Genomic DNA, 15890 nt, shown 5'->3' on the forward strand with positions numbered 1-15890 from the left:
GCTGACTATTCCTGGGCTCCGTTGACAATGATCTTGTCGATTGCGCCACCCTCGACACCCCAGTACTCGAAGATCGACTGGTAGGTGCCCTCATCCATGAGCTCCTGCAGAGCGACACGCAGGGATTCGGCGAAGGTGCCACGGTCCTTCGCGATCGGAGCGCCCGAGAGGGTCGAGTCGTACACCTCGGAGGTGACGAGCTTGCCGTCGCTGAGACGCGCCGCGTAGCCGACGACCGGTGAGTCGGCAACCATCGCGTCGACGCGACCGAGCGTCAGTGCCGCTGTCGCATCATCCTGTGTGTCGTAGCCGAGCACCTCGATGGGCTCCTTGCCCGCCGCTGCGCACTTGGTATCGAGTTCCGGCAGGTAGATCAGGGGCGCAGAACCACCGTTCTGCGCGGCGACCTTCAACCCGCACACGTCGAGCTCCGACGTGATCGGGTTGTCTTTCGCCGAAGCGAACTGGTTTCCGGCAATGGCGAAGTCGACGAGGTCGAGTGTTTCCTGACGCTTCTTCGTGTCGTAGTAGCCGCCGAGGCCGAGGTCATACTTTCCGCCGAGGATGCTGGGCACGATGTTGTCGAATTTCGCCACCCGGTAGTCGGTGGTCACCCCCAGTTTCGCGGCGACCGCATCCATCAGGTCGATCTCCCAGCCAATCGGGTTGCCGTCTTTGTCCTTGAACTCGTTGGGCGCGTACGTCGGGTCGACACCGATGACAAGCTTGTCGGTTTTCGTGATCTCCGAGGGAAGCAGTTTGATCGCTGCGCTGCTCTCGGCGATCGTGCTGATGTCGACGCCCGTTTTCCGGTTGGGATCGACCGTGCTGCTCGTCGACACTCCAATCGGCGCGCAGCCGGCCAACAGACCGACGAGGGCTCCCGCAGCGAGGCTGCTCAGGGTGATTCGTTTCATAGCGACAATGCTCCTTTGCTGTATGTGACTCAGGTGGTGCGGAAAGTACGAGGGGTGATCAGGCGATGTAGACGGATTCACCGGCGAAGAACGTTTCAAGCGTCGTGGTGGCGCCGATCTGGCTCGTGGGGTGGTCGAACGGATTGCGGTCGACCACGACGAGGTCGGCGACGTAACCCTCTTTGATCGCCCCCGAGTAGCTCCCTCGGTTGTTGATGCGGGCACTGTCACTCGTGTACGCACGGAGGGCCGCATCGAGTGAAATGCGTTCCTGGGGAACGAAAACCTCGGAGTTGAAGTCGGGATGCCCGGACGGGTGCTGGCGGTTGACCGCGACATGGATCCCGAGCCAGGGATCGGGGCTGGTCACTGGCCAGTCCGAACCCGCGCACAGTCGGGCGCCCGCCGCCTGCAGACTTGCGAACGGATACTGCCACGGCGTGCGCTCCTCGCCGAGAATCGGCAGGTTGAGCATGACCATCTGCGGGTCGTTGGCGGCCCAGAGCGCCTGAATGTTCGCCGCAACGTCGAGTTCGGCGAATCGAGACAGATCATCGGGGTGGATGACTTGCACGTGGGCGATGTGGTGGGTGGGTCCGGTGTCGCCGTTCTTCTCCCGCGACGCCGCAACCGCGTCCAGGGATTCACGCACCGCGCGGTCGCCGATGGCGTGGAAGTGCACCTGCAGACCGTGGGAGTCGAGCAGAGTGACGAAGTGGTCGAGCTTTGCGGGTTCCAAGAATGACAGTCCGGTCTCGGCGTGGGAACAGGAGTGACCGGCGACGACATACGGCGCGGTCATGGCGGCCGTCATGTTTTCAGTGACGCCGTCTTGCATGATCTTGACCGTCGTCACCCGAAAGAACTCATGCTGAAAGCGTTCCCGCAGCGCCAACACGGTCTCGATCTGCGACTCGTCTTGCTCGCGCTCCCACCAGATCGCGCCGTTCACTCGTGCGCGCAGGCGGTCGGTGTCGATCGCTTCCTGGTAGGCGTCAACGATGTCAGCGCTGTGGTTGCCGTAGTCACCGATCAAGGCATCCTGCCAGCCCGTGATCCCAAAGGAGTGGAGATAGCGCTGGGCCTCCAGCAGGCCTTCGAGGGATCCCCGTTTCGTGGGAGCCGGGGCAAGGCGAAGCGCCAACATCCGCGCACCCTCGTGGAGCGTTCCGGTCGGATTGCCGAGTTCGTCGCGTTCGATGCGGCCGTCGACAGGATCTGGGTAGTCCTTGTCGATGCCGGCCATGCGCAGCACCACCGAATTGACCCAGGCGCTGTGGTGATCACGGTTGGAGATGATCATCGGCTTCACCGTCGAGATCGCGTCGAGGTCGCGAAGATGCGGGTTGCCGCCGGGGAATGCGGCCTGTTTCCAGCCTCCGCCGATGATCCAGTCCTGGTCGGGATGCGTGCGCACATAGTCGCCGATCAGCTCCAGGTACTCCTCCCGGTTCGATCCCGACGAGAGATCGCAGCCGAGCCGTTCGATGCCCCCTTCGACCGGATGCACATGAGCGTCGATGAATCCGGGGAGCAGCAGACGTCCGGCCAAGTCGACAACACGCGTGGCCGGAGTGATACCTGCGTCAACCTGCGCAGCGTCAAGCGTCACGATGATGCCGTCGCGCACGCCGACGCTCATCGCGACCGGGGCGTCTGACAGGCCGTCGAAGACGCTTCCGTTGACGAAAGCCAAATCCAATTGCTGCACGCTGCACAACCTCATTCGTTGAAATTTCCGACCCGACGCAACGCCGCAGAAGGGCGCGTATGCACGCTCCGACTGCCACTTCGCACTAGTTGCCCTCACGGCACTAAATCGATTAACCTGGACCCTACAACCAATTCACTTAATCGATCAAGTAAAACTACTTAATCGATAAAGTTAAAGTTGTTCGGCGATGCGCGAAGGAGCGGGTGGGGGCGATGATCGGCGTCAGCGAAGGGTGGGCTTCGGGCCAAGACCTCCTCACCGGAGGCAGAGTGGTTTCCTCCGACGAGGAGAAGGCAGCGTTTCAATCGGAGGCAATCAGATGGCCATAACACTCACTGAAGTCGCAGACATTGCGGGGGTGTCGACGACCGCGGTCTCCTTGGTCGTCAACGGCAAGAAGGGCGTTTCTGAAGAGACCCGGCAGAGAATCCTTGCGATTCTCGATGACACGGGGTATCGGGTCAACCGTCTGGGTCGGGCCCTTCGCCAATCCAGGACGGGCAGCGTGGGGCTCTATATGCCCAATTCCGCCGTGCACTTCGGCTACTACAACGAGGTCACCGTGGGCGTCGCGAACACCTTGCAGCAACACGACACGTCGTTGCTCATCGTTCCCAGCATCTCGAATCAACCACGTATTGAGGTGCCGTCCGTCGACGGATTCATCCTGGTCGAGCCGCACTCTGACGATCCCGGGGTCGAGGTGATTCTGCGGCAGGACCTTCCCGTCGTATCGGGAGATGCGCCAGACGTCACCCTCCCCGATCCGTGGGGAATCGTCGAGTCACCCAACTTTCAGAGCACTGTCGAGGTGTTCGACCGGTTTCTGCATCAGGGGGCTGAGCGGCCAGGGTTGCTGCTCATCGACCAGGTCTCGTCCTGGGCGGCTGAGCTCGAAAAGGCCTATCGCTGGTGGTGCGCGAAGCATCGGAAAGAGCCGCGAGTGCTCGTCCTCGACACCCACGCATCGAATGACACTCTCGCCGGCGTTCTTCGGCCGTGGGTCGAACCGACGATCGGTTGCGATGCGATCCTCGCGGGCGGAGACGGCATCGCCGTTCGTGTTGCGGGAATCCTGCGCACACTCGATCACCGAGTGGGCGAAACAATCAAGCTCATCTCGGGAGTGGACAGCCCGCTCATGGAATTTCATACGCCGCGCATTACCGCAGTCGACCTTCAGCCGCGTGAATTCGGTGCGGCGTGCGCTGAGCTTCTGATCTCGCTTCTCGATCAACCTCGGCCGACCGTTCCGGTGCGGGTGCCGGTGGGCGCGCCTCTGCGAATCCGCGAGTCCGGCTAGAGCGCGAGGGCGCTTCCTGCCCGCTTCCTACCGCACACGCGGCACGTCGAGAGGCCAGTATCCCCTCCCGACGGGGAGAGTTACGGGCTGTGCACCTTTTGCTGCGCGGAGGCGAGACCTTCGACGGCAACGAGCTCGACGGCATCCGCTGCTTCGTCGATGATCGACGGCAGTACTGCGCGCTCGGCCGCGGTGAAGTCACGCAACACGAAGTCTGCGGGGTCTTGACGACCGGGCGGGCGTCCAACACCGACGCGCAGGCGAATGAAATCGCCGGTTCCGGTGGATGCGATGATGTCGCGCAGCCCGTTGTGGCCGCCGTGACCGCCGCCGATTTTCAGCTTGAGGCTGTCGAACGGGAGGTCGAGCTCGTCGTGAATGACGATCAGCCGGCTGGGCGGAATCGAGTAGAAGCGCAGCAACGCCGACACGGACTTGCCCGACACGTTCATGAACGAGTTCGGCTTGGCCAGCACGAGCTTGGGCCCGCCGGGGGCGGTGCGCCCCTCAGCGACCTGCGCGCTGGCTTTATGGCTCTTGAAATTCGCGTGCACCCGATGGGCAAGCTCGGCCAGAACCATCTGACCGACATTGTGTCTGTGGCCGGCGTAGCCGGGCCCGGGATTACCGAGCCCGACTACGAGCCAGAGATTCGTATCCAGGGGATTCCTCCGCTTAGAACGAAACCAGTTGAAAATGATTACTCAGCAGCGGGTGCTGCTGCGACTGCTTCTTCTTCGCCACGCGGTGCGTAGACGTTGATGATGAGCTGGTCGGCGTCGGTGATGAGCGAAGCGCCGGCCGGCAGCGGGATGTCCTTGGCGTGGATCTGAGCGCCGTCTTCGAGGCCCGAGATGTCGATGGTGACGAACTCGGGGATGTGGGTGGCCTCAACCTCGAGCAGGAGGGTCTTGGTCTCCAGGTCAACGTTGTTGCCCGGGAAGACCTCGCCCGAAGTGTGAACAGCAACTTCAACCTGAACCTTTTCGCCCTTGACGACGACGATGAGGTCGAGGTGCTCGATGATCTGGCGAACCGGGTCGCGCTGAACATCCTTGACGAGGGCGAGGTGTGTGGTGCCGGCGAGGTCGATCTCGAGAACCTGGTTGGCCTTGCGCAGCAGGAGAGTCATCTCGTGTGCGGGAAGAGCAACGTGAACCGGGTCGGTGCCGTGGCCGTAGATCACTGCGGGGATCTTGCCGTCAACGCGCAGGCGACGAGCGAAGCCCTTGCCGAACTTTTCGCGCAGTTCTGCGGAAACCTTGTTGTCGTTAGCCATGATGGTTCTCCTTGCGGGCTTCTTCAGCCCAGTTCGTTGTCGCGAGAGTTCGCGCTGCGAGATTCGCTGTGCGAGATTCGCGGTGGATACTGGTTCAACTCGAACGCATGTCAGCGTGAGGAAAAGCCGAAGGCCTTTTCGCCGCGTCGATAACGGATGCTGCACCCTGTTTCCAGGAAGCGGCGTCCCTCGCCGAAGTTCAAGGGTCAAGTTTAGCTGATTGCGGCCACCGCCGCCGACACGCCCCCTCTAGCCCATCTGGCCCATCCACGTTGCCGGTACCCAATTCAGGAACGGAGCTGTGTCGCATCCGTTTCGGTGCCGAATTCGCGGCCTGCGCCCGCGACTCGCCGCTCGGCTCCTGAATTCGGTACCGCCGCGGGCGAGGCACCCAGACCGAACCGCCCGTACGCGGTACATTTGCACCCATGCCGTCCAGCCTTCACAACCGTGTCACCGACGCCTTGGGACGCGCAGTCATCGACGGCCGCTCCCCCGCCGGAACCGTGCTCCACTCCGATGACATCGCTCAGACCCAGGGTGTGAGCCGCTCGGTCGTCCGTGAGGCAATCCGGGTGCTCGCCGCGATGGGCCTGGTCGAGTCGGTGCGCCGCATCGGCATCCGGGTGCTGCCGCCGGAGCGCTGGAATGCCTACGATCCGACGGTCATCCGCTGGCGCCTCGAAGGCGACGCCAAGGGCGCTCAGCTGCGCTCATTGAGCGAGCTGCGTTCCGCGGTCGAGCCGATGGCCGCCGAGCTGGCCGCGAAGCACTGCCCCGAAGACGTTTCAGCGCAGCTGATGGCGGTGGCGGCACAGATGCGCACCGTGGGGCGCGCGGGCGACCTCAACCGCTTTCTTGAGTTGGACATCCTGTTTCACCGTTTGGTATTGCACGGCTCGGGTAACGAGATGTTCGCCAGTCTCGATGAGCCGATCGGCGCCGTGCTCTCCGGCCGCACCGACCTCGGCCTGATGCCGACGCGGCCGCACGAGACGGCGCTGCAGTGGCACGTCGATGTCGCCGACGCCATTCAGGGCGGGCACCCCGACAAGGCGCGGGCGGCAATGGAACTGATCATGCGGCGCACGATCGCCGAGGTCGAGCCGACCTGGGCTGACACGCCCCGGCCGTATTTCGCCTGAGCCGGTTCCGGCGGTCGACCCCACCAAGCCGCCGAGGGCCAATCCTTTTCACTGCACCGGTGGCTAATTCAGGAAATCCCTCGTCGCCAGATTCGAAATTGGCATGATCCTGCGGATGTCCCGGCCGCGATCTCGGAGATTTCCTGAGTTAGCCCCCACCACGACTAGAAGCGCAACAGCACCTTGCCCGAACGCGACGAGTCCCGGGCCAGCTCGAACGCCTCGAGGGCGTCGGCGGCGGCGAATTCGTGCGTGACGACGGGGTCGACGACGAGGGATCCGTCGGCGAGTGCCGTGAGCACCTCATCGATCTCGTCGTTGAACCGGAACGACCCGACCAGCTCGAGCTCACGGGTGATCGCCAGCGAGATCAGCGCAGGCTGCTCACCGGAGGGCAGCAAGCCCACCATTACGACGCGCCCGCCGCGCACGGCACCGCGCACGGCCGAAGCCAGACCGCGCGGGCTGCCGGAGGATTCGAAGACCACATCGGCCGCGACGGCGGCGATCGCGTCGGCATCCGTGGCCCTGAGGGTGCCGGTGGCGCCGACCCGCACCGCGTTCTCGAGCGGCAGATCGTGCATGTCGGTGGCGATGATCTCGGATGCGCCGGCGCGCTTGGCGACGGCGACGATGAGGGAGCCGATGGGTCCGGCGCCGATCACGAGCACGCGCTTGCCGGTCAGGTCACCGGCCCGCGTGACGGCGTGCCAGGCGACGCTCGCCGGCTCGGTGAGCGCGGCATCGCGGAGCGTGAGTCCGGCCGGAAGCGCACGCAACATGTGCGTCGGCAGCGCAGCGTACTTCGCAAAAGCGCCCTCGGTGTGCGGGAACCGCGCGGCGCTGCCGAGGTAGGTGCAGCCCGGGGACAGGTTCGGGCGGTCGGCGGGGAAGGCCGAGCCGTCGCCGGCACCGGGTGTGGCGGGATGGACGGCAACGAGTGTGCCGACGGCGGGTCCGCTGCCATCGGCGGCCTGCTGCACGACGGTGCCGACGATCTCGTGGCCGAGCACCATCGGCGCCTTGAGGATCGACTCCCCCGCCGCACCGTGTTGCCAGTAGTGCAGGTCGGAGCCGCAGATACCGCCGTAGGCGATCTCGACGAGCGCTTCGCCGGCCGACGGCTGCGGCACAGCGATGGTGTCGACGCGCAGGTCTCCGGCAGCGTGGGCGACGACGGCGAGCGTTTCAGTGGGAATTGACATGGCGACTCCTAAATGACGTGGGTGTTGCACCGCGAGACTGCAGTTGTGGTCGCTTTCATGCGATCTAAGCGGCCACTACTGCAGTCTCGCCGGATGGGAAAACTGGGGAGGACGGGTCAGGACGGGTCAGGACGGATCAGACGACGACGGTCATGCCACCGTCGATGAAGACGACCTGCCCGTTGACGAACTTCGAACCGTCGCCGGCGAGCCAGAGGGCCGGGCCGACGAGGTCTTCGATGGTGCCCCAGCGGTGCGCGGGGGTGCGGCCGAGAATCCAGGAGTTGAACTTCTCGTCGTCGACGAGGTTCTGAGTCATCTCGGTGTGGATGTAGCCGGGGGCGATGGCGTTGATCTGCAGACCGTGCTCGGCCCATTCGGCCGTCATGGCGCGGGTCAGATTGCGGATGCCACCCTTCGACACCGTGTACGGCGCAATCGTCGGGCGCGCCAGGTCGGTCTGTACCGACGCGATGTTGATGATCTTGCCCTCGCCGCGCGGAATCATGTGGCGTGCGGCTTCGCGTCCGACGAGGAACGCGCTGGTGAGGTTGGTCTTCAGCACGCGCTCCCAGTCGGCGACGTCGAGGTCGAGCATCGGCACACGGTGCTGCACGCCGGCGTTGTTGACGAGGATGCGCAGCGGACCGATGGTCTCTTCAACCCAGGCGATCCCGGCGGCGACGGCGTCGGCATCCGTCACGTCGAAGGCGCGCGCGAACACGCGCTCGGCGCCAAAACGGGATACGAAGTCGGCGTGGGTCTCGGCGAGGCGCTCGGGGTTGACGCCGTTCAGCACGACGATCGCACCGGCTTCGGCCAGGCCGTCGGCGATGGCCCGCCCAATTCCACGGCTGGATCCGGTGACGAGCGCGACGCGCCCCGTGATGTCGAAGAGTGTGGATGCCATCGGGCACCGCCTTTCAGCAAGAGGCAACGGGTGAAGCAGGTACAGAAGGTGAAACAGGTAAAGAAGGTCAAGCAGGTACAGAAAAGGGAGGGGAAGCACGCTTCCCCTCCCCGATCAAACTAGAACAATCCGGCGACGAGGAAGATCGTCAGCGCGATGACGAATCCGATGACACCGACGAGGGCCTGACCAACGGTCCAGGTCTTCAGCGTCGTCTTGGTGTCCATTTCGAAGAACCGGCTCACCAGCCAGAAGCCGGAGTCGTTGACGTGGCCGGCGAACACCGAACCGGCAGCGAGGCTCAACACGATCGCGGCGAGCTGCACCGGGCTGAAGTCGGGGTTGCCGAACACGACGGGCTGCACGAGAGCGGCAGCAGTTGTGAGTGCGACGGTGGCCGAACCCTGGGCGATACGCACGACGGCGGCGATCACGAAGCCGGCAACGATGACCGGCAGACCGATCTGATCGAGTGATTCGGCGATCGCATTGCCGATTCCGCTGGCGCGCAGCACGCCACCGAACATTCCACCGGCGCCGGTGATCAGGATGACGGCACACACCGGGCCGAGGGCGCTGTCGACGACAGCCTCGATCAGGGTGGACGACTTGCCCTTCCTCCACCCGAGCAAGATCATGCCGAGGAGCACGGTGATCAGCAGGGCGACGGGGGTCTCACCGAGCATGCGCAGCACCTGCACCCAGGTGTCGTCGAGCGAGACGACGCCGGCCGTGGCGAGCATGTTGAGGCCGGTGTTCATGAAGATCAGGACGAGCGGCAGCAGCAGCAAGGTCAAGATGGTGCCGAGCTTGGGAGCGGAAGCGAAGTCAACGAAGTCGTTGGTCGTGCCCCGCAGGATCGACGGAACCGGAATGTTGTACTTGTTGCCGACGTAGCGTCCGAACAGGTGCCCCACGAAGTACCAGGTGGGCAGCGCGACGAGCAGACCGAAGATCAGCACGAGTCCGACATCGGCGCCGAGCAGGCCGGTTGCCGCGACAGGGCCCGGGTGCGGCGGCACGAAGATGTGCATGACCGAGAAGGCCACGGCCGACGGGAAGGCGTACAGCAGGAACGATCCGCCCAGGCGGCGAGCCACCGAGTAGATGATCGGCAGCATGACGACCAGGCCGGCATCGAAGAAGATCGGGAAACCGAACATCAGCGAAGCAACGGCGAGGGCGAGCGGGGCACGCTTCTCACCGAATTTGCGGATGAGGGCATCCGTCAGCACCTGTGCGCCGCCACTGGTTTCCAGCATCCGGCCGAGCATCGCGCCGAGACCCACAAGCAGCGCCACTGTTGCCAGCGTTCCGCCGAATCCGTCGGTCAAAACCTTGACCAAGGCCGCGTTCGGGATGCCCGTGGCGATGGCGGTCAGCAGGCTGACCAGGATGAGGGCTAGAAATGCGTGAACCTTGAACTTCATGATCAGCACCAGCAGCAGTGCGATCGCTCCGGCGGCAACGCCGAGAAGCGCGGGTGTCGACAACACCCAGTTCATCTCTAGATCGGTCATCAGTGTCCTATCTCTTTCATGATTTCCGCGACGATCTCGTCGGGGGTGAGCGTGAGCGAAACGCGCGTTCCTGCCTCGTCGGAGGCCAAAGGCTCCAGCGCGGCGAACTGCGAATCGAGAAGTGTGGGGGGCATGTACTCGTGGTTGCGGTGCGAGAGGCGCTCCGCGATCAAGGCCTGGCTGCCTTCGAGTTGAGCGAAGTACAAGGAGGGAACCGTCTCACGCATGAGGTCGCGGTAGCTGCGCTTGAGCGCTGAACAGGCGACGACGATGGGCTCGCAGTGGGAGGCGGCATCCGCGATGACCTCGGCGATGCGCGCGAGCCAGGGCAGACGGTCGTCGTCGGTAAGCGGATGCCCAGAGGCCATCTTGGCTTTGGCTTCGACGCTGTGCAGGTCGTCACCATCGAAAAAGCGCAGACCCAGGGCGGCGGCGAGAGACCGGCCGATAGTGGATTTCCCGCTTCCCTGAACGCCCATCACGCAGATGGGGTACTGGATTTCATCACTCATTGACGCTCCGCTACTTAGATCAGATGCTGCTTTGGATCTGTTCATTTCGCGTTCAGCGTTGAATAAATCAGATTTCAATGTCAAACGCTAACATTTACATCTGCTCTGTCAAAATCACTCGCCAGGCGCCGTCGGCGGCATCCGCACCGGTGACGCAGTAGCCTTGACGTGGTCTGAAAACCAGCAACCTGAAGGAGCGAACGTGGCCGAAACCGGCGCAGCACAGGCAAACATTGGCGTAGTAGGACTGGCGGTGATGGGCTCGAACCTCGCCCGCAACCTGGCCAGCCGCGAGGGCAACACCGTCGCCGTGTACAACCGTTCCCCCGAACGCACCCGACTGCTCACCACTGAGCACCCCGAGGCCGGCTTCGTCGCCTCCGAGACCATCGAAGGCTTTGTCGCCTCGCTCGCCCGCCCCCGCACCGCCATCATCATGGTGCAGGCCGGCAAGGGTACCGACGCGGTCATCGACCAGCTCACCGCGCTCTTCGAGCCCGGCGACATCATCGTCGACGGTGGCAACGCCGACTTCCACGACACCATCCGTCGTGAGCAGACGGTGCGCGCCACGGGCGTGAACTTCGTCGGCGCCGGCATTTCCGGTGGCGAAGAGGGCGCTCTCAAGGGCCCGAGCATCATGCCCGGCGGCTCCGTTGAGGCGTACAAGACCCTCGGCCCGATCCTTGAGTCGATCGCCGCCGTCGTCGACGGTGTCCCCTGCGTCACGCACGTGGGCACGGATGGCGCCGGTCACTTCGTCAAGATGATCCACAACGGCATCGAATACGCCGACATGCAGCTCATTGCCGAGGCCTACGACCTGCTCCGCCAGGTCGGCGGGCACTCCCCCGCCGCCATCGCCGACATTTTCGCCGAGTGGAACACGGGCGAGCTCGAGAGCTACCTGATCGAGATCACGGCCGAAGTGCTGCGCCAGGTTGACGCGAAGACCGGCAAGCCGTTCGTCGACATCGTGCTCGACGAAGCAGGATCCAAGGGAACCGGCGTCTGGACCGTGCAGAACGCCCTCGACCTCGGCGTTCCCGTCGGCGGAATTGCCGAAGCAGTCTTCGCCCGCGCTGTGTCGAGCCACCCCGAGCAGCGTGGACCGGTTCGCGCCACCATCACGGCCCGCCCGGAGATCGCCATTGTCGGCCACACCTTCCAGGACGACGTGCGCGCCGCGCTCTACGCCTCGAAGATCGTCGCCTACGCGCAGGGCTTCGACGCCATCATCGCCGGTGCCGAGAAGTACGACTGGAACATCGACAAGGGCGCCATCGCCACGATCTGGCGCGGCGGCTGCATCATCCGTGCCCAGTTCTTGAACCGCATCAAGGATGCCTACGCGAACGACTCCTCGATCACGAGCCTGCTCGTTGACCCGTACTTCGCCCAGGCTGTCGCCGACGGCGAAGCGGCCTGGCGCCGGATCGTCTCGACGGCCGCACTGTCGGGTATCCCGGTTCCCGGCTTCGCGTCGGCCCTGAGCTACTTCGACTCGCTGGCCAGCCCGCGCCTGCCCGCCGCACTCGTGCAGGGACAGCGTGACTTCTTCGGCGCACACACCTACAAGCGCGTCGACATGCCGGGCACGTTCCACACGCTGTGGTCGGGCGACCGCACCGAGATCGAGTCGGCGGGTTCCTCGCACTAGTTCGCAGTACTCGTACCACCACTCTCGCCGAGTGTGACCGTCACGGTCACCCTCGGCGTTTGTGACCCGGATGCGCCCGCTCGCGTACGCCGCGACATCCGCCGCAGACCCGTGCGCCGATCTTGCCTGTTGCGGTCGAGTTTGCCTGGCACACCAGGCAAACTGCGCTCACAGAAAAACGCCCGCGCCCCGGGCTTGCTCCGGGGCGCGGGCGTTCTGTGTCAGTGCGGTGACGGGCTACGCAGCACCGTCAAACATCGAGGTGACCGAACCGTCTTCGAAGACCTCGCGGATGGCGCGAGCCAAGAGCGGTGCGATCGGAAGCACGGTCAGGGTCGGGAAGCGCTTCTCCTCCGGCACCGGGAGGGTGTCGGTGACGACGACAGACGAGATCGCATCGCTCTGCAGGAGTTCGATGGCCGGGTCACTGAAAACGGCGTGAGTGGCTGCGACGACGACCCCGATCGCACCGGCAGCGCGCAGGGCTTCGGCAGCCTTGACGATGGTGCGGCCGGTGTCGATGAGGTCATCGACGAGCAGGCAGACGCGGCCTTCGACCTGGCCGACGATCTCGTGCACGGAGACCTGGTTCGGAACCAGCGGGTCGCGACGCTTGTGGATGATGGCCAAGGGGGCGCCGAGCTTGTCGCTCCAGATGTCGGCGACGCGCACGCGGCCCATGTCGGGAGAGACGACGGTCAGCGTCGACGGATCGAGCTGCTCGCGCATGTGCTTGAGCAGCACCGGCATCGCGAAGAGGTGGTCCACGGGGCCGTCGAAGAAGCCCTGGATCTGAGCGGCGTGCAGATCGATCGACATGATGCGGTCTGCGCCGGCGACCTTGAACAGGTCGGCGACAAGGCGTGCCGAGATCGGCTCGCGGCCACGGCCCTTCTTGTCCTGACGGGCATAGGGGTAGAACGGGGCGACAACCGTGATGCGCTTGGCGGAGGCGCGCTTCAAAGCGTCAACCATGATCAGCTGTTCCATCAGCCACTCGTTGATCGGCGCGGTGTGCGACTGAATGACGAAGGCATCGCTGCCGCGCACACTCTCATCGAATCGAGCGTAGATCTCACCGTTCGCGAAGGTGCGTGCGTCGGTGGGAACCAGATCACAACCAAGCTCTTCTGCGATCTCGGTGGCCAGCTGCGGGTGCGCTCGCCCCGATACCAGTACTAGTCGCTTCTCGCCCTTGGTCTTGATCTCCGACACTAGTCTCCGCTTTCTGATGCAGCCTTCGCCGCGTCTGTTCCTGGGCGGTTGGCCTGAACCCAGCCAGCCATGTTGCGCTGCGGAGCCACGTTGATCGCGAGCGATCCAGCGGGAACGTCTTTGCGCACGACAGTTCCCGCTCCGGTGTAGGCTCCGTCACCAATTCTAACCGGGGCGACGAACACGTTGTGCGATCCGGTGCGAACATGGGAGCCGACGACCGTCTTGTGCTTGTTCACACCGTCGTAATTCGCCGTGATGGTGCCCGCTCCGACGTTGGAGCCGACGCCAACCACGGTGTCACCGATGTAGCTGAGGTGCGGAACCTTGCTGCCCTCGCCGATCGTCGCGTTCTTCGTCTCGACGAAGGTTCCGATCTTGCCGTTCTCGCCCAGAATCGTTCCCGGTCGAAGAAAAGCGAATGGTCCGACGGATGCCCCGGCACCGACGACCGCGAGGGTTGCGTCGGTGCGCTTCACGACGGCGTTCTCGCCGATCTCGCAGTCGAGCAGGGTGGTGTCTGGTCCGACGATCGCGCCGGTGGCGACCACGGTCGCCCCCTGGATCTGTGTTCCCGGCAGCAGCGTCACATCCGGAGCCAGCTGCGATTTGAGGTCGATCCAGGTGGTCGCCGGGTCGACGATTGTCACGCCGGCCAGCTGCCAGCCACGCACAATCAACGCGTTCAGGCGGAGGGCGGCTTCGCTGAGCTGGGCGCGGTCATTGATCCCGGCCACGAGCCACGAGTGGGCGACGGGCACCGCGGTGACGTCGGAGCCGGCCGCACGGAGCAAACCGACGACATCTGTCAGGTACTTCTCGCCCTGCGCGTTGTCGGTGTCGAGGTGCGCCAGCTGGTCGCGCAATTCGGCGGCCGCGAAAATGTAGACGCCGGCGTTGATCTCGTCGACGGCCTTCTCAGACTCTGTCGCGTCTTTCTGCTCGACGATGCGGTCGAAGCTTCCGGACTCCGAGCGGATGATGCGTCCGTAGCCGGTCGCATCGTCGAAGATCGCGGAGAGCACGGTGGCCGATGCCCGGCCGGCGCGGTGCGCGGCGATGAACTCGGCGAGCGTGTCGGCGTCGAGCAGCGGAACATCGCCGTTGACGACGAGGATGTCACCGTCGAAGTCGGCCGGGAGCGCGGCGACAGCCTGCTCGACGGCACGGCCGGTTCCGGGGATCTCGTCTTGGTCGACGATCACGCTCTCGGGCAGCTGCGCAGTGATCACTGCGGCGACGCTGTCACGTTCGTGTCGAACGACCGAGACGATGTGTGCGGCGTCGAGGGTCTGCACCGTGGCGAGCACGTGGCCCACGATCGGCATGCCGGCGAGGGGGTGCAGGAGCTTCGGAAGCGCCGACTTCATTCGGGTGCCCTGCCCAGCGGCGAGAACAACGATGGCGAGTTTCTGGTCTGTCATATCGTTTCCTTGAGTTCTGCAGGTACTGTTCCGGGTGATCGGGGCCGTAAATGCTGCAGGTGCTGAAGCGGGTGATGCTGGTCGCTGAGATCGTCACTGGCAATAAAAGTGCTCCGCCGCCAGGACTCGAACCTAGACCTAACAGCTCCAAAGGCTGTCGTGCTGCCATTACACCACGGCGGATGACGCCGGCCGGGGCCGGTATCGCATTCAAGTCTGCCAGATCAGAGAGGCTTGCCGCGCCGCGCACGCGGGTGTGGGCACAACTTTGCGGGCAACTCACCGCCGCACACGCTCCGATTTGCCGACAAACACTGGGGCGCACGCTGCATCTTCCCCGGGGTTTCGCTCGAGAGCCGCGATAATAGAGGGATGCCCGCCAGTGATGAAGTCGACCGAATCGTTGACGCCTGGCTGCGCGAACGGCCGGATCTGAACTTTGCGCCGTTGCAGGTGCTGTCGCGGGTCGGCCGCCTGTCGAAGCATCTGGACCGCGCCCGGCGCACCGCCTTCTCGCGCTCCGAACTGGAGTCGTGGGAGTTCGACGTGCTGTCCGCGCTCCGCCGGGCCGGGCATCCGTATGAGCTCAGCCCTAAGTTGCTGCTGCAGCAGACTCTCGTTTCGAGCGGAACCATGACGAACCGGATCGACCGGCTCGTCGAACGTGGTCTCGTCACGCGGCGAACCGACCCGAACGACGGGCGCGGCATCCTGGTCGGCATGACGTCGGGCGGGCTCACGCGTGTGGATGCCGCGATCACCCGGCTCGTCGACGCCGAGGCCGAACTGCTCGCCACCCTGTCTGCGGCGGATCAGGAACGCCTCGCCGGGCTGTTGCGCAAGCTCTCGCTCGATTTCGACTGACTCGGTAGCCGACGATCCCGTTGGTCGAGCTTGTCGAGACCTCGCAGGCCGATCTCGAGATCCGGTCACCGGACCTCGTCAGGGAACACGACCCAGCACCGGCTCCACCGCGGTGGCGACCGGCAGCTCAACCGCGCTCTCCGGACCACCGCATTCAACCGCTACTACAGCGATCCCGAAACCATCTCCTACGTCGCCAAACGCACCCAAGAAGGCAAGACC

The 15890-nt window shown here is 64.5% G+C and carries 14 protein-coding genes and 1 tRNA gene; 4 read left to right on the forward strand and 11 right to left on the reverse strand.

Annotated elements, in window-relative coordinates; genetic code table 11:
- Positions 1-5 precede the first annotated feature (5 nt).
- The gene (locus tag AB4Y63_RS19030) at positions 6-917 is read right to left on the reverse strand and encodes an ABC transporter substrate-binding protein (protein ID WP_441792636.1); all 912 of its coding nucleotides are present in this window, start codon (positions 915-917) and stop codon (positions 6-8) included.
- A gap of 58 nt (positions 918-975) precedes the next feature.
- Positions 976-2628, reverse strand: a complete 1653-nt coding sequence (locus AB4Y63_RS19035) for an amidohydrolase (RefSeq protein WP_441792637.1) — start codon at positions 2626-2628, stop codon at positions 976-978.
- 322 nt (positions 2629-2950) lie between these two features.
- Here AB4Y63_RS19035 and AB4Y63_RS19040 point away from each other — a divergent pair, with 322 nt between their 5' ends.
- Entirely contained in the window at positions 2951-3934 is a 984-nt protein-coding gene (locus AB4Y63_RS19040) for a LacI family DNA-binding transcriptional regulator (protein WP_441792638.1), read from the forward strand.
- Between the two features lie 80 nt (positions 3935-4014).
- On the opposite strand, the gene pth is transcribed toward AB4Y63_RS19040, so the two are convergent.
- Both pth and AB4Y63_RS19050 read right to left on the reverse strand, forming a co-directional pair.
- Positions 4015-4596 carry an aminoacyl-tRNA hydrolase gene (gene pth / locus AB4Y63_RS19045; protein ID WP_441792649.1) on the reverse strand — a complete coding sequence of 194 codons (582 nt, stop codon included), beginning with the start codon at positions 4594-4596 and terminating at the stop codon, positions 4015-4017.
- Positions 4597-4634: 38 nt separating this feature from the next.
- A complete protein-coding gene (locus AB4Y63_RS19050) occupies positions 4635-5213 on the reverse strand; it encodes a 50S ribosomal protein L25/general stress protein Ctc (RefSeq protein ID WP_441792639.1) in 579 nt (192 codons plus the stop codon).
- Between the two features lie 428 nt (positions 5214-5641).
- Here AB4Y63_RS19050 and AB4Y63_RS19055 point away from each other — a divergent pair, with 428 nt between their 5' ends.
- Positions 5642-6358: a FadR/GntR family transcriptional regulator gene (locus tag AB4Y63_RS19055; protein WP_441792640.1), complete on the forward strand. Its 717-nt coding sequence runs from the start codon at positions 5642-5644 to the stop codon at positions 6356-6358.
- Positions 6359-6522: 164 nt separating this feature from the next.
- On the opposite strand, the gene AB4Y63_RS19060 is transcribed toward AB4Y63_RS19055, so the two are convergent.
- From AB4Y63_RS19060 to AB4Y63_RS19075, 4 genes are all read right to left on the reverse strand, one after another.
- Positions 6523-7563, reverse strand: a complete 1041-nt coding sequence (locus tag AB4Y63_RS19060) for an L-idonate 5-dehydrogenase (protein ID WP_441792641.1) — start codon at positions 7561-7563, stop codon at positions 6523-6525.
- 136 nt (positions 7564-7699) lie between these two features.
- Positions 7700-8473: an SDR family oxidoreductase gene (locus AB4Y63_RS19065; RefSeq protein WP_441792642.1), complete on the reverse strand. Its 774-nt coding sequence runs from the start codon at positions 8471-8473 to the stop codon at positions 7700-7702.
- 119 nt (positions 8474-8592) lie between these two features.
- A complete protein-coding gene (locus AB4Y63_RS19070) occupies positions 8593-9993 on the reverse strand; it encodes a GntP family permease (protein ID WP_441792643.1) in 1401 nt (466 codons plus the stop codon).
- Positions 9993-10505 carry a gluconokinase gene (locus tag AB4Y63_RS19075; RefSeq protein ID WP_441792644.1) on the reverse strand — a complete coding sequence of 171 codons (513 nt, stop codon included), beginning with the start codon at positions 10503-10505 and terminating at the stop codon, positions 9993-9995. The genes AB4Y63_RS19070 and AB4Y63_RS19075 overlap by 1 nt, the downstream gene beginning before the upstream one ends.
- 256 nt (positions 10506-10761) lie before the next feature.
- Between AB4Y63_RS19075 and gndA the strand changes: the two genes are divergently transcribed.
- Positions 10762-12165 (forward strand): NADP-dependent phosphogluconate dehydrogenase, encoded by a 1404-nt coding sequence (gndA, locus tag AB4Y63_RS19080; RefSeq protein ID WP_441792650.1) that lies wholly within the window; start codon positions 10762-10764, stop codon positions 12163-12165.
- A 237-nt stretch (positions 12166-12402) separates the two neighbouring features.
- Here the strand turns inward: gndA and AB4Y63_RS19085 are convergent, their stop codons facing one another.
- The 3 genes from AB4Y63_RS19085 to AB4Y63_RS19095 form a co-directional block, all read right to left on the reverse strand.
- Positions 12403-13380, reverse strand: a complete 978-nt coding sequence (locus tag AB4Y63_RS19085) for a ribose-phosphate diphosphokinase (RefSeq protein WP_441792645.1) — start codon at positions 13378-13380, stop codon at positions 12403-12405.
- The gene (gene glmU / locus AB4Y63_RS19090; RefSeq protein WP_441792646.1) at positions 13380-14804 is read right to left on the reverse strand and encodes a bifunctional UDP-N-acetylglucosamine diphosphorylase/glucosamine-1-phosphate N-acetyltransferase GlmU; all 1425 of its coding nucleotides are present in this window, start codon (positions 14802-14804) and stop codon (positions 13380-13382) included. Before glmU ends, AB4Y63_RS19085 begins: the two co-directional genes overlap by 1 nt.
- Before the next feature lie 111 nt (positions 14805-14915).
- Positions 14916-14987, reverse strand: a tRNA-Gln gene (locus AB4Y63_RS19095).
- A 189-nt stretch (positions 14988-15176) separates the two neighbouring features.
- Here AB4Y63_RS19095 and AB4Y63_RS19100 point away from each other — a divergent pair.
- A complete protein-coding gene (locus AB4Y63_RS19100; protein WP_441792647.1) occupies positions 15177-15668 on the forward strand; it encodes a MarR family winged helix-turn-helix transcriptional regulator in 492 nt (163 codons plus the stop codon).
- Positions 15669-15890: the final 222 nt, after the last annotated feature.

Source organism: Leifsonia sp. YAF41, assembly GCF_052113185.1.
In the GTDB taxonomy this organism is placed as follows: Bacteria; Actinomycetota; Actinomycetes; order Actinomycetales; family Microbacteriaceae; genus Cryobacterium.